Here is a 14,048-nt window from a genome sequence, read left to right as displayed (position 1 = left end):
TCCTGTGAGGGCGCGCCGGGAGACAGGAGGCGTCAGCCGAGGATCTTGCGGTCGTACGCCACCGCGACGGCCGCCGCCCGGTCCTTGACGTCCAGCTTCCCGTAGATGTGGGTCAGATGGGTCTTGACGGTCGCCTCGCTGATGAACAGCTCACGCGCGATGTCCCGGTTGGAGGTGCCCCTGGCGACCAGCACGAGCACCTCGCGTTCGCGGGTGCTCAGCGCGTCGTGGCCCCGCGCCGCCGGGGCGCGCACCCGCGAGACGAGCCGGGACGCGACCGCCGGCGAGAGCACCGTGCGGCCGTCCGCCGCCGCCCGTACCGCGGTGAAGAGGTCGTCACGCGGGGCGTCCTTGAGGAGGTAGCCGGTGGCGCCCGCCTCGATGGCCGGCAGGGTGTCGGAGTCCGTGTCGTACGTCGTCAGGACGAGCACCTTGGCGCGGCTGCCCCGGCGGGCCAGCTCGGCGATGGCATCGACCCCGTTGCCGCCCGGCATCCGCAGGTCCATGAGGACCACGTCGGGGTCCAGCCGGACGGTGAGTTCGACACCCTCGACCCCGTCGGCGGCCTCGCCGAGCACCTGGAAACCGGGGGCGCCGGCGAACATGCCGCGCAGACCGTCCCGTACCACGGGGTGGTCGTCGACGATCAGCAGCGAGATGACTTCAGAGTTCATGGCGGACCAAAGGTACGCGAGCCGACACCGCCGTGCCGTGCCCCGGCTCGGACTCGACCTCCACGGTGCCCGCGATCCGCTCGGCGCGTGCGCGCATCCCGCCCAGCCCGAAGCCTCCGTCGGTGCTGCGCGGCGCCACCGCGAGCGGGTCGAAGCCACGGCCGTCGTCCCGGACGTCGAGGGCCATCTCGTCGTCCATGTACGAGAGGGTGACGCCCACCCGGGCCGCCCCGGCATGGCGCCCGGTGTTGGCCAGCGCCTCCTGGGCGATCCGGAGCAGCGTCGCCTCCACCTCGTCGTGGAGCGGCTCCGCGGTCCCGGTGACGGTGAACGCGGCGCGTACGCCCGCCCCCTCCGACCACTGGGCGACCAGTCCCTTGAGCGCTTCGGGGAGCGATGCCTCGGCCAGCGCGACCGGGCTGAGGTTCTGCACCGAGCGGCGGGCCTCGCCGAGGCTGTGACGGGCCAGTTCCTGCGCGCGGGCGAGGTGTTCGCGGGCGGTGTCCGGGGCCTTGGAGACGGAGACGACCTGGAGCTGGGTGATGATGCCCGCGAGCCCCTGGGCGATGGTGTCGTGGATCTCGGCGGCCAGCCTGCGGCGCTCGTCGGCGACGCCGGCCTCCCGTGCCTGGACGAGGAGCTGGGCGTGCAGGGCCGCGTTCTCGTCGAGCGCCTGCTGGAGCCGGACGTTGGTGCGTTCCAGCTCGCCGATGGTCTCGGTCTGCTCCGTGGCCCGCTCCTCCTCCAGGGTCGCGAGGTGGGTGAAGACGATGAGCAGGGTGACGTTGACCGCGAACAGCGCGCCGAAGACCACCCAGCCCATGGAGCCGTGCGGTGGCAGCCCGCCGGACTGCGAACCCGACATGGTGACCGCGCTGGCCAGCAGGCCGACCCGTACCAGCCTGCGGGGCAGCAGCCGTTCGGCGCCGAAGTAACCGGTGACCGCGTAGAACGCGTAGAACGGGTTGAGCCAGGTCAGGGCGAAGGCGATCGCCCAGCGCAGCACGTAGTAGCAGGTGCCGGCCGTCGAGGGGCCCGGCCGGGTGCGGGCCGCGTGGCCCTGCCAGAGCTGGAGTACGGTCCCGGCCGCGGTGAGGGCCGCCGCCGCGACCAGTTCGTGCCGGGTCATGTGCAGCACGCGGGCGGTGGCGCCCGCGGCGAGGGTGGAGATGGCGAGCAGGGCGTAGGGGCCCCAGCGGTGGAAGGCGGCCCATCCGACGCCCAGCCTGGTGGCGTCCACGGGCGCGGGGGCCCGGGGTGCGGGCCGGTCCGCGGGGCCGGCCGGGTCCGTAGTCATCCGCCCAGTCTGCCCGTACCGGCCCGTGGCTGCCGTCACTCCCAACGGAACCAGCGGTTGGCCCCGGCGGACAGCAGCAGGGTCCACAGGGCGAGCACGCCCAGGTGGGTCCAGCCGGGCCAGTCGCCGGTCGCGGCCTCGTTGAGCGCCTGTGCCGCGGCGCCGAAGGGGGTCAGCTCGACGACGTTGGCCAGCGCGTCCGGCATGGCCTGGACGGGCAGCCAGACCCCGGCGCAGAACATCATCGGGAAGAGCACGGCGGAGCCGATGGCGTTCGCGACCTTCTGGTTGCGCGAGAGGGCGGCGACCAGCGAGCCGAGGGCGAGCGCCGCGCAGATCGACAGGGCCAGCGAGAGCAGGTAGCCGAAGAGCTGCCGGGGCAGCGCGACGTCGAAGACGGTCCGCGCGACGGTGAGCGAGAGCGCGGCCGAGACGAGGGCCGCGGCGCCGTGCAGCCCCATCTGCGCGGTGAGCAGCGCGTGCGGCCTGACCGGCGTGGTGGACATCCGGCGGAGGATGCCGCGCTCGCGGTACCCGGTGATCACCTGGGGCATCGCCTGCAGCCCGGCCATGATCATCGCGAGCAGCACGGTGACCGGGACGTACGCGCTGACCAGTGTCTGGCCGCCGACGGATGAGTCGTGCTGCCGGAAGGAGGGGATGGAGCCGAGGATCACCAGCAGGACGGTGGGGAACACCATGACCCAGAAGATGGTGGCCGGCTCACGGCGGAAGAGTGTGTACTCGGTCCGCAGGACGGCGGCGGACGCACCGGTCCGCGCGGTGGCCCCCGTACCGGTGGTGGCGGTCGCTGTGCTCATGCTGCGGCTCCTGTCAGGTCGAGGAACGCGTCGTCCAGCGTGGCGTCGGTGACCCGGAGTTGGTGTGCGGTGATGTGGTGCCTGGCGAGCAGGGTGATGACGGCGTTGACCGTCTCGTCCGTCCCTTCGATGACGAGCGCCCCGTCCCGGTGCTGGACGGATGCCGCGGCGGGCAGCGCGTCCAGCTCACGGGCGTCGAGCGGCCGGGAGGGGGTGAAGGAGATGACGGTCGAGCCGGACGAGCGGCGGATGAGGCCGGCCGGGGTGTCGAGCGCGGCGACCCGGCCCTTGTCGATCACGGCGACGCGGTCGCAGAGGCGCTGGGCCTCCTCCATGAAGTGGGTGACGAGCAGGACCGTCACTCCCCCGTCCCTGATCTCCTCGATCAGCTGCCAGGTGTCACGGCGGGCCCGCGGGTCGAGCCCGGTCGTCAGCTCGTCGAGCACGACCACCCCGGGGTTGCCGATCAGCGCCAGCGCGATGGAGAGCCGCTGCTTCTGGCCGCCGGAGAGCTTGGCGAACCGGGAGTCCGCCTTCTCGGCGAGTCCCAGCCGCTCGGCCAGCGGGCGCCAGTCCGCCGGGTGGGGGTAGAAGGACGAATAGAGTTCGAGCGCCTCACGCACAGTGATCTTCGGCTGGAGTTCGCTCTGCTGGAGCTGCGCGCCGAGGATCCGCGTCACCCGGTCGTGGTCGGCGATGGGATCGAAACCGGCCACCCGCACCACGCCCCCGTCGGGGATCCGGAGCCCCCCGACGCACTCCACCGTCGTGGTCTTCCCCGCGCCGTTCGGACCGAGGATCCCGAAGATCTCCCCTTCCTCCACGGCGAAGGACACCCCGTCCACGGCGCGCTTGCCGCCGTACGCCTTCCGCAGCCCGTCCACTTCGATGATTGCCATACCCACAGGCTCCCGGGGCACGGCCGTCCGCGGTATCCACCAGGACGCTCGAACCGGCATCAGCCGATCGGCCGATGCCGGGGTACGACCTCCCGGTGCTCCCCCGGCGGGACGGCCGGAACCCGCCGTGCGGAGCGCGGGCCGACGCAAAACCCAGTGGGCACTGTCAGTGGCAGTCCGTAGGCTCGCCCTCTATGCCCGAAACACATGCAACAGACAGACAACTGTCCGGCGTACGCTCGCTGCTGCGGCTCTGGCCGTATGTGCGGCCGGTGCGAAGACGGCTGGGCACCGCCGCATTCGTCGCGATCGTCGCCTCCTGTCTGAGCCTGGTCATCCCGCTCGTCCTGAAGTGGATCGTCGACGGCCCGGTGCGGGACGGGGACACCGGCGGGATCTGGCTCGGCGCGCTGGCGCTGTTCGGGCTCGGGGTCGCCGAGGCACTGCTGTTCGGCCTCCGCCGGTGGCTGGTGGGCCGGCCGCTCGCCTCGGTCGAGGCCTCGATGCGGGCCGATCTCTACCGGCATCTGCAACGCCTCCCGGTGGCCTTCCACGACCGGTGGCCCTCGGGACAGCTGCTCTCGCGCGGCACGACCGATCTGATGATGGTGCGGATGTTCCTCGCCTTCCCGCTGACGTTCCTCCTGGTCAACGGGGTGACGATCGTCGTCGGCTTCGTCATTCTGCTGGTGCAGCAGTGGACACTGGGGCTGGTACTGCTGGCTCCCGCGATTCCGCTGGTGATCCTCTGCAAGACCTTCGAGACGAAGTACTCCAAGGTCGCGAGGGTCTCCCAGGACCAGGTCGGCGACCTCACCACGGTCGTCGAGGAGAGCGTGCTGGGCATCCGCATCATCAAGGGCTTCGGGCGCCACCGCAGCCAGGCCCGCGCCTTCCGTGAGCTGTCCGGGCGGCTGCGCTCCACCGAGCTGGCCAAGGCGCGGCTGCTCGCCGGTATCTGGGCGGTCATCACGACCATTCCGGAGCTGGCGATCGCCGCCGCCCTGGTCCTCGGTACGGTCCAGGTCGCCGACGACCGGCTCTCCGCGGGCACCCTGGTCGCCTTCCTCTCCACCGCGCTCGCCCTGCGCTGGCCGGTGGAGTCGATCGGCTTCCTGCTGGCGATCAGCCAGGACGCGGCCACCGCCACCCAGCGGTACTTCGAGGTGATCGACGTGGCCCAGGAGGCGGACGAGGCCCTTCCGGCCGTGACCGGTACCGGCACGGGGCCCGGCCCCGACGAGGGCGGCCTGCGGTTCGAGGGGGTCGAGTTCCGGTACCCGGACGCCGCGCCCGGCACCCCTTCCGTCCTCGCCGGCATCGACCTGCACATCAGGCCCGGCGAGACGCTGGCCCTGGTGGGTGCCACCGGTTCGGGCAAGACCACCCTCACCACGCTCGTACCGCGGCTGCACGAGATCACCGGGGGCCGCATCACCCTCGACGGCCGGGACATCACGGGCATGCCCCGCGCACACTTGCGAGAGCTGGTGTCGGTCGCCTTCGAGGAGCCCACCCTCTTCTCCGCGAGCGTCGGCGAGAACGTCCGGATGGGCGACTCGGACGCGGACCACGACGCGCTGCTGCGCGCCCTCTCCACCGCCCAGGCCGACTTCGTGCACACACTGCCGCACGGCCCGGACACCCAGGTCGGCGAGCAGGGGCTGAGCCTGTCCGGCGGGCAGCGCCAGCGGCTGGCGCTGGCCAGGGCCGTGGTCGGGCAGCCTCGCTTCCTGGTGCTCGACGATCCGCTGTCGGCCCTCGATGTGCACACCGAGGCACTGGTTGAGGCCGCCCTGCGCCGGGTGCTTGCGGAGACGACGGCGCTCGTCATCGCGCACCGTCCCTCGACCGTGCTCCTCGCCGACCGGGTCGCGCTGCTCTCCGGGGGACGCATCGAAGCGGTCGGCACCCACCACGAACTCCTGCACAGCAACGCCGAGTACGCCTGGCTGATGTCCGGCGCCGAAGGGGACGGGAACCGATGACCACCACCGTGGACGGCCTGGAGGTCGCCGAACCGGAGCCGGGGCCTGGCAGCGGGCCGGGCGGCGACCCCGCCGCGGGCCCGGCCCCGGTACGGCAGAAGCCGGGCGACGACCCGTTCGACAAGGACGACCTGCCCGCTCCGCCCGGCGCGACCGGCGCTCTGCTGCGCTCGCTCATCGCACCGCAGCGGAAGACCGCCATCGTCGCCGCCGTGCTGATGCTGGTCCAGCAGGCGGCCGTGCAGGCCGGACCACTGCTCGTCGCGTACGCCATCGACACCGGCGTCCCCTCCTTCCGCGCCGACGACCACGGCCCGCTGATCGCGGTGGGCGTCGGCTACCTCGTCTGCGCGCTGCTCTCCGGCGGGCTGCAGTACGCGTTCGTCGCCGTCTCCGCCCGGGCCAACCAGGGCGCTCTGCTGGATCTGCGGGGCCGGATCTTCCGCCACGCGCAGGCGCTGAGCGTGGACTTCCACGAGCGCTACACGTCCGGCCGGCTGATCTCGCGGTCCACCAGCGATGTGGAGTCCCTGCGCGAACTGCTCAGCGAGGGGCTCCAGGAGCTCATCGGCGTGGTGCTCTCCGCCGTCTACATCTGCGCGATGCTGCTCTACCTGGACTTCGGGCTCGGCGCGGTCGCGGTGCTGTCGTTCGTACCGCTGTACCTGCTGATCCGGCGCTACCGGCAGCGCGTCACCGCCGTGTTCAGCCGCCGCTCCACCGCCGTCGCCGCCGTGATCGTGAAATTCGCCGAGACCATGAACGGGATCCGGCCGGTGCGTGCCTTCCGCCGGGAGCGTGCCAACGACGCCGAGTTCGACCGGCTGAACCACCGCCACGAGCGGGCCAACGGGGACTCCCTGCTGGAGATGGCGCGCTATGTGACCGGCTCCCGGCTGGTCGCCAACACCGCTGTCGCGGGCATCGTGCTGTGGGGCGCCTACCGGGTCACCCAGGGCGGGCTCGCTCTCGGCGTGCTGGCCGCGTCGGTGCTGTATCTGCGCAGGCTGTACGACCCGATCGACCGGCTGGGCATGTTCCTCAACTCCTACCAGTCGGCTGCCGCCTCGCTGGAGAAGATCGCCGGTCTGCTGGCCCAGGAGCCGACGGTCCCGGCCCCGGTGTCCCCGCGTACCCTGCCACCTCTCGCCTCGGAGCACCCCGGCCGTGAGGTGGTCTTCGACGGTGTCCGGTTCGCCTACCGCACCGGCGGCGAGGTACTGCCCCGTTTCGACCTCACCATCCCGGCGGGACAGACCGTCGCGGTCGTCGGCTCGACCGGTGCGGGCAAGTCGACTCTCGCCAAGCTCCTCGCCCGCTTCTACGACCCGACGGAAGGACATATCCGGCTCGACGGCGTCGCCCTGGGCGACCTGGACGTACCCGAACTGCGGCGCGGGGTCGTGATGGTGACGCAGGAGGCGTTCCTGTTCTCCGGGACGATCGCCGAGAACATCGCCATCGGCCGCCCGGAGGCCACTCCTGCCGACATCCGGCAGGCGGCGGAGGCGATCGGCGCGCACGAATTCATCAGTGCGCTGCCGGAGGGATACGAGACGGACGTACGGAAACGGGGCGGCCGGATCTCAGCGGGGCAGCGCCAGTTGGTGGCCTTCGCCCGCGCGCTGCTCGCCGACCCGGCCGTACTGATCCTCGACGAGGCGACCAGCTCGCTGGACATCCCGGGCGAGCGGGCGGTGCAGCACGCCATGGACACGGTGCTGCACGGCCGCACCGCGGTCGTCATCGCCCACCGCCTCTCCACGGTGGAGATCGCCGACCGGGTCCTGGTGATGGAGGACGGCCGCATCGTCGAGGACGGCCCCCCGGAGTCCCTCATCGGGGGCAGCGGGCAATTCGCGGGACTGCACCGGGCTTGGCGGGAGAGCGTGGTGGGGTGAGGGGGGGGGCGGCGCGTGATGCCCTGAGGTCACTCACTACTGCGGCCCCACGAGTGGCCTCGTCAGCGCTCCTGACGAGGCCACTCGTGTTTCTGCTGCGTAACCCGGAGCCACACGTGGGTTTTGCGCAGCGTGGCCACGGGACAGCCCTTACGCGCGCCCCTCCAACCAGGACGCGAACGGCGCAACCTCGGCCAGTGCACAGTTGGTGGCACTCAGCCCTCCAGCGAAATCAGCGGCCAATTTCACCAGCATCGCCACCAGTTCGTCGTGGCCGACCCTCTCGAAATCCGGATCCGGCACCCAATCGGTACGCGAATCGCACGTGATCACGACGCCGGCATCGACTGGACGGAAAGCCAAAGCCCTCTCGACTCCCTGCCCGTACAGATCCACTTCGATTTCGCGGCGTTCACGTATGGCCGCCAACAGTCCAGGAAACTGTTCCATGAAGGTGGACAAGTCATACGCAACATCGAGCGGCCACTCATCACACCCGAATCCACTGATCCGAAAGATCGCGCCCCGAGTTTCAGAGAGAACCCCGCACGCCTCTATGACAAGGGTCTCGTAATCGTCACTCGACTCCTGCCCCGCTGAGGGAAACCTGGGAGCGTCGGATGTCGCGGCAGGAAGGAACCACACCGAGAAGCTCATCTCTTCAACCTCTAGCTCGTCCCGGTGATCGGATAGGCGGTTTTGTAAAGCCCATTCGAGCTCGGGACAATGGTAGCCGCCCCCGCTTGAGCGATGCTCCCGTCCGGCATGATCACCTGCCCCAAGCCATCCGGAATGCGCACCGCCCTGGGTCCGAACCCTTGAACATGGATCCCTTTCAAGAAATCTGCAGCGGCGCCGTTGTCCAGCCATTGCCCCTGCTGCTTTCCCGTACTACGCGCTCGATCGGTCAGACTCTTCGTGTTCTTCGCTCCGGCACCATGAGTCTTGAAGGTATGACCCCACGTCTTGACACTGCTGACAGCCCAGTTGACGCAATCGTTGCTGTTATGCACCAGGACGGGCGCCCCACCGGCCAGCACATAGTACGTATGGAGCCCCCCGACCGTGAGGTCATACGTGCGCTCCCGGCCCCGCTGGTCGGACACCGCCGTCACCCGGAAGGGCGCTCCCCCGGGGCTGCGCAGTGCGTCGCCCGGGCGGATCGCGGCCGCGTCCGTCCAGTGGCCGGTGTTCGTCAGCCAGAACGGGTGGTTATCGGTCGCGGTGACGGCCGCGGGGCCCCGGGAGGTGGAGACCGTGAGGCGCGTGAAGTTCTCGTCGTCGTCCGTGGTGATGGTGCGGGTGACCGGCCTCGCGACCGTGAGTCCGCGCCCCGGGTCGGTCGCTGTGACCCGGTCCCCGGCGCGGATACCGCTGATGGCCCGGTGGGTTCCGTCCGCGAGGAGGACCTGGGTGTCCGGCGGGAAGCTGTGGGGGGTGGCGCAGTCCGCCGCGTCCCGTTCCTTCTGTACGCGGTCGACCAGCCGGTCGACCTCGACCGTGGCCAGGGCGCGGGCGTCGACCAGGGTGTCGGCACGGAAGGGGATGGTGTAGCGGACCGTCGCGCCGCCACTGGCCCGCGACCTGGCGTCCGCCTGCGCCTTGTACTGCGCCGCGACCGACGAGTAGACGGACCCGGCGCCCGGGTCCGAGCACGTCAGAGTGCCCGACACCGCACTGCCGGACAGCGGGAAGGTGCCCCGTTGGCTGGTGCACTTGCCCGCGGACCGGCCGCCGATAGAGAAGGTGGCGTTCAGGACCGCGCTCACCTCGCCCGCGGTGACACGTTCCGTCCTGGCCTTGGCGGAGACGTCGCCCGTGAACTTCTGGACCACCGAGCAGCCCCCGGCGCCGCACTTCAGGTCCCCCAGGCCGTCGAGCGTGAAGTCGATGCCGTCGTCGCCGGCGTTCTTGAGTTCCTTGGTGTAGCTCAGCAGGGTGTCGAACATCGCCTGGACGGCGGCCCCGACGACCGGCGTGAGGTCCATACCCTCGGCGCCGCCCGCGGCCAGCGGCCCGGTGGTCACCTCCGGGATGGATGTCGGCGCCTCCCCGTCCTTGAGGCGCTGGGTGAGCTCGTCGTGCAGGTCGTACGGTTCCAGCCGCAGGACCCGGTGAGGCGCCTGCCTCGTCACCAGGAGACGGCCTGCCGAGGTGTCGGCCGCGAGCGCCGGCTCGCCCTGGACGCTCCGGGGCCGCTCGGCCGGCTGGTGCGCCGGAGCCGGGGTCTTCTCCAGTGCGTCCAGGGCCTTCGAGAGCACACCGGCCAACTGATGCGGCGGGACAGTACGGCTGAGAGCCTCGTGAATGAGGGAATCCCCGTCGTCCAGGCCGACCATCCACTCACTGGGCCCGTTGCCGGGCTTGGCGCCCGGGGCGGGCGACGGGTCCTTCTGCCACCGCAGGAAGGTCTTGCCGCCGACGTCCAGCACGTCCTCGTCGGTCCGGTGGTCCACGCCCCCGCCGGAGCTCGTGGCGCCGTACTTGCTCCCTCCGGCGGTCACGGTGATCCCGTTCTCGGTGATCCCGAAGGCGGAGGTGTCCCGGTAGCGCAGGCCTCGCGCACCGGCGAGGCCCTCGACCGCCTGCCGGAAAGGCTGCAGGTTGCGCCTGACCGCCGCGTGGGTGCTGCCGGAGTCCCCTGTGCCCGTCACCATCAGGACGCCGGCCACCAGCGCGAGGATGACGACCCCGGCAGCGCCGGACCACAACAGACGCTGCCGTAAGGGCAGTTGCGCCCACCGGCGCAACCGTGACCCGGGTAACGGCCCCGGAGGCCGGCCGGGACGCGGAGGCGGGCCCTGCCGCTCGCCCGGCGGCCGCCCTGGGACGTGCTCCTCTTCGGCCATGCCATCCCCCTCATCCGCTCCGTGCGCGAGGTCGCGCCCTGCCGGGCACGCACCCCGCACGTGCCGCACACAGGCCGCGGGCGCTCCGAACGGCGCGCCCTCGTGCCCTCGCACCGTGACGTGGAGCCCCCAGTCTGGGACACCGGAGCCCATAATTGGAGTGTTCTTCTAGAAAAAATCTCTAGAAATCAGAACCGGTGAGGAGCAGGAGCGGGGTGTACGCGATTCAGTCCTCGCAGAGGGGCCCGCAGCGGGCTCAGGCGCCGACCGTTCCGTCGATCCCCTCGCGCAGGAGGTCGGCGTGCCCGTTGTGGCGTCCGTACTCCAGGAGCACATGCACCATCACCATGCGCAGCGACACGTCCTTGCCCCACCGCGGTTGATGCCCGGTCAGGTCCAGGGACGCGGCCTCCCGCTCGATACGGCGCGCGTTCTCCACCTCGGCCTCCCAGGCGGTGAACGCCTCGGCCCCGGTCGATGTGCTCGCGTCGTACGCCGCCTGGAAGTCGGTCCTGTCCGACCAGACCAGAGGCACTTCGCTGTCCTCGAACGTCCGCCGGAACCAGGCGCGTTCGACTTCCGCCATGTGCCGTACCAGGCCGAGCAGCGACAGCGTCGACGGCGCCATCGACTGCTGCCGCAGCTCCTCGTCGGAGAGTCCCGCACACTTCATGGCGAGGGTCGCGCGGTGGTATTCGAGGAACGCCCGCAACGTGTCACGTTCGCTTCCTGAAGTGGGCGGTCCTGTGCGGTGGTCATCGGCCACTGGCTTGCTCCTCATCCCTTGCTGCCTGCATATCCGTGCGCGTACACGGTCCGGGCTCGTGTCCGGTCCCGCGGCTGCCCGGTGCTGCGCGCACCTGTCTCCCCAGCTGCTCCGAGGGGCTGCCCCGCGGGGCCCGCGCCGCCCCCTCAAACCCTGCGGGCGGGCCGGCCACCGCCGGTCTCCACGGGCCGGTCCGACGGTAGGCCCCACTCGGCCCAGGACCCGTCGTACACGGACAGGTCGCGGTATCCGGCGAGAGTCGCGCCCAGCGCCAGGACGCAGGCGGTGACGCCCGATCCGCAGCCGGCCACCAGCCTCCGCCGCTCCCCCGCGATCGCGGAGAAGGCGGCCCGCAGTTCGGCGGGCGGCGCCATCAGGCCGTCGTGCTGGAGCTCCCCGAAGGGCAGGTTCAGCGCTCCGGGCATATGGCCGCCGCGCAGACCGGGGCGGGGCTCGGCCGCCGCGCCGGAGAACCGTTCGCGGGTGCGTGCGTCCAGGACTGCCGCGTCCGGATCGTTGAGCGCCGCGGTGACCTCGGCGCTGCCGACGATCAGTCCCGTGCGCGGCCGGGCGGTGAAGTCCCCCCGGCGGTCCACCGGCCCGGGCCCGGCTGTCGCCACCGGGAGCCCCGCCGCCGTCCAGGCGGGCAGTCCGCCGTCGAGCACCGCGACGCGGTCGAGTCCCATCGCCCGGAGCATCCACCAGGCACGGGCGCTGGAGTAGATGCCCACGGCGTCGTAGACCACGACCGTGTCGTCGTCGTCCACACCGAGCGCACGCAGTTCTCCGGTGAAGCGTTCCGCTCCTGGCATCGTGTGCGGCAGTGGGCTCGCTCCGTCGGACAGCGCGCCGTCGATGTCGAAGACCCGGGCGCCCGGCACTCCCTGCCAGTCCTCCCGCAAGCGGCCGGAGTCCGGTTCGACCGGCCTGTGCGCCCCTACCGACGCGTCGAGCACCACCAGCCCGGGACCGCCGAGCCGGGGAGCGAGCCAGTCGGGGCCCACCAGCGGCCCGGGCAGCGCGCCGACCGGCGGGACGGCCCCCTGTCCCGGCGTGTTACGCGTGCTCATCCGTTGTCTCCCCCGGGTTCGGGCAGTTCCGGCGGGGCAATCGCCCGGCCCGAAGGGACAGGCTGCCATCTCCCCGTCCGGCCTGCCCACTTGAATACGGCCGGCACACCGCCCGGCCGGCAGCGGAACCCTCACGTTCCTGCGGCAGGCACCAGGACGCGCGACCCGCGCTCCACGCCGGAACACGTCAGCACGCCGGTGCGGCCGTGGTGGGCCGTTCTGCCGCTGGGCCGCTGTCCGGCTCCCCTGCCGGAGGCGCACCCCTCAGCAGTACGACGGAGAGAACCGCCGCGCCCGCCATCGCCACGGCAGCACCGATCGCGGCGAGGTCGAAGCCGTGGACGAACGCGTGGTGCGCCGACGTGAGGAGCGCGCCGTGTGCCACCGCTGTCGCGCCGCCGAGCGTCTCGCGCACCGCTCCCGGCGCCCCCGCCATGTCGCTCCGGTAGACGGCGGCCCCGATGGAACCGAGGACAGCCATGCCCAGGGCTCCGCCCAGTTCCTGCCCGGATTCCAGGACTGCGGCGGCAGAGCCCGCACGCTTCGGCGGAGCGGCGCCGAGAGCGAGTTCGTTGGCGAGCGTCATGGCCGCGACCAGTCCGCCCGCGTAGACCGCGGAGCCCGCAAGCGTGGACCAGAGCGGCGAACCGCCGTGCACCCGGCTCAGCCAGAGAAAGCCGCACGCCGAGACGGAGAAGCCCGCGCTCATCACGTACGCCCGGTCGAAGCGCCTGGCGAGCAGGGCGCCTGCCGGTGCGAGTACGGCCACTCCCGCCATCGGGACCAGCGACCAGAGGGCAGCGGTGAGCGGGCTCATCCCCAGCACGCTCTGGAGGTACTGGGTGAGGAAGACCGCGAACCCGACCGTCGCGAATACGGCGAGCAGACTGACGAGCAGCGAGCCGCAGAAGGCGGGGCGCCGCAGGAGTGCGAGGTCGACCATCGGGTGGGCGAGGCGCCGTTGCCGTCGTACGAAGAGGACACCGACGGCCAGGCCCGCCAGGACGGAGAGCGCGTTCAGCGTCGTGTATCCGTGCGCGGCGAGTTCCTTGATGCCGCGGATGGCGGGGAGCAGCGCGGCGAGTGAGAGTACTGAGCTCAGCAGGTCGAAGCGGCCGGCGGCCGGGGACCGGGACTCCGGCAGCAGCAGCGGGCCGAGTACCAGGAGCAGGGCCATCGCCGGCAGGTTGACGAGGAAGACCGAACCCCACCAGAAGTGGGCGAGCAGCACTCCGCTGACCACCGGGCCGAGTGAGATGCCGGTGGTCATCACGGCGGTCCACAGAGCGACCGCCTTCGCGCGCTGCCCCGCGTCGCGGAAGAGGTGGCGGATGAGCGCGAGCGTCGACGGCATCAGCGCCGCACCTCCGACACCGAGCAACGCCCTTACCGCGATGAGCTGTTCGGCGCTGTGGGCATAGGCCGCCGCGGCCGACGCGGCGCCGAAGAGGACCGCCCCCGCCAGCACCAGGCGGCGCCGTCCGATGCGGTCGCCGAGCGAGCCCATGGTGATCAGCAGTCCGGCGAGCACGAAGCCGTACATGTCGAGCATCCACAACTGCTGGGTGGCGCTCGGCTCCAGGTCCCGGCTGATGTACGGGATGGCGAAGTAGAGGATGGAGACGTCCATCGAGACGAGGAGCAGCGGGAGCATCAGTACCGCGAGCGCGGTCCATTCCCTGCGGCCCGCGGTGGGTGCGGTGAGTGCGGTGGGAGAGGTCACTCCGGGAGCGAAACAGCGCGCCACGTACACCGCAAACGTCTCCCTGGTGCACCCTGGTAC

General features: G+C 71.4%; 11 protein-coding genes. 2 read left to right on the top strand and 9 right to left on the bottom strand.

Annotation, left to right across the window (positions count from 1 at the left end):
* Positions 1-32 precede the first annotated feature (32 nt).
* From OG917_RS24325 to OG917_RS24310, 4 genes are read right to left on the bottom strand one after another with little or no spacing between them, the layout of a single operon-like run.
* Positions 33-674 (bottom strand): response regulator transcription factor, encoded by a 642-nt coding sequence (locus OG917_RS24325; RefSeq protein ID WP_328319731.1) that lies wholly within the window; start codon positions 672-674, stop codon positions 33-35.
* Positions 664-1,971, bottom strand: coding sequence for a sensor histidine kinase (locus OG917_RS24320; protein WP_328319730.1), 1,308 nt, complete (start codon positions 1,969-1,971; stop codon positions 664-666). Before OG917_RS24320 ends, OG917_RS24325 begins: the two co-directional genes overlap by 11 nt.
* A 35-nt stretch (positions 1,972-2,006) precedes the next feature.
* Complete coding sequence (locus tag OG917_RS24315) at positions 2,007-2,792, bottom strand: ABC transporter permease (protein WP_328319729.1); 786 nt, start codon at positions 2,790-2,792, stop codon at positions 2,007-2,009.
* Complete coding sequence (locus OG917_RS24310) at positions 2,789-3,691, bottom strand: ABC transporter ATP-binding protein (protein WP_328319728.1); 903 nt, start codon at positions 3,689-3,691, stop codon at positions 2,789-2,791. The genes OG917_RS24315 and OG917_RS24310 overlap by 4 nt, the downstream gene beginning before the upstream one ends.
* Before the next feature lie 194 nt (positions 3,692-3,885).
* Here OG917_RS24310 and OG917_RS24305 point away from each other — a divergent pair, with 194 nt between their 5' ends.
* Both OG917_RS24305 and OG917_RS24300 read left to right on the top strand, forming a co-directional pair.
* On the top strand, positions 3,886-5,679 hold the full coding sequence (locus OG917_RS24305) for an ABC transporter ATP-binding protein (RefSeq protein WP_328319727.1): 1,794 nt from the start codon (positions 3,886-3,888) through the stop codon (positions 5,677-5,679).
* The gene (locus tag OG917_RS24300) at positions 5,676-7,580 is read left to right on the top strand and encodes an ABC transporter ATP-binding protein (RefSeq protein WP_328319726.1); all 1,905 of its coding nucleotides are present in this window, start codon (positions 5,676-5,678) and stop codon (positions 7,578-7,580) included. The genes OG917_RS24305 and OG917_RS24300 overlap by 4 nt, the downstream gene beginning before the upstream one ends.
* A gap of 150 nt (positions 7,581-7,730) precedes the next feature.
* Here the strand turns inward: OG917_RS24300 and OG917_RS24295 are convergent, their stop codons facing one another.
* From OG917_RS24295 to OG917_RS24275, 5 genes are all read right to left on the bottom strand, one after another.
* Positions 7,731-8,237 (bottom strand): hypothetical protein, encoded by a 507-nt coding sequence (locus OG917_RS24295; protein WP_328319725.1) that lies wholly within the window; start codon positions 8,235-8,237, stop codon positions 7,731-7,733.
* A gap of 11 nt (positions 8,238-8,248) precedes the next feature.
* Entirely contained in the window at positions 8,249-10,291 is a 2,043-nt protein-coding gene (locus OG917_RS24290; protein ID WP_328319724.1) for a Hint domain-containing protein, read from the bottom strand.
* 394 nt (positions 10,292-10,685) lie between these two features.
* Positions 10,686-11,195: a DinB family protein gene (locus OG917_RS24285; protein ID WP_328319723.1), complete on the bottom strand. Its 510-nt coding sequence runs from the start codon at positions 11,193-11,195 to the stop codon at positions 10,686-10,688.
* Positions 11,196-11,341: 146 nt separating this feature from the next.
* Positions 11,342-12,265: a sulfurtransferase gene (locus OG917_RS24280; protein ID WP_328319722.1), complete on the bottom strand. Its 924-nt coding sequence runs from the start codon at positions 12,263-12,265 to the stop codon at positions 11,342-11,344.
* A gap of 187 nt (positions 12,266-12,452) precedes the next feature.
* Positions 12,453-13,919 carry an MFS transporter gene (locus tag OG917_RS24275; protein ID WP_328322144.1) on the bottom strand — a complete coding sequence of 489 codons (1,467 nt, stop codon included), beginning with the start codon at positions 13,917-13,919 and terminating at the stop codon, positions 12,453-12,455.
* Positions 13,920-14,048 lie beyond the last annotated feature (129 nt).

This window comes from Streptomyces sp. NBC_00388 (assembly GCF_036061255.1).
In the GTDB taxonomy this organism is placed as follows: Bacteria; Actinomycetota; Actinomycetes; order Streptomycetales; family Streptomycetaceae; genus Streptomyces.
Note: the sequence above shows the minus strand (reverse complement) of the source record. Positions and strands in the feature narration are given on the sequence as shown.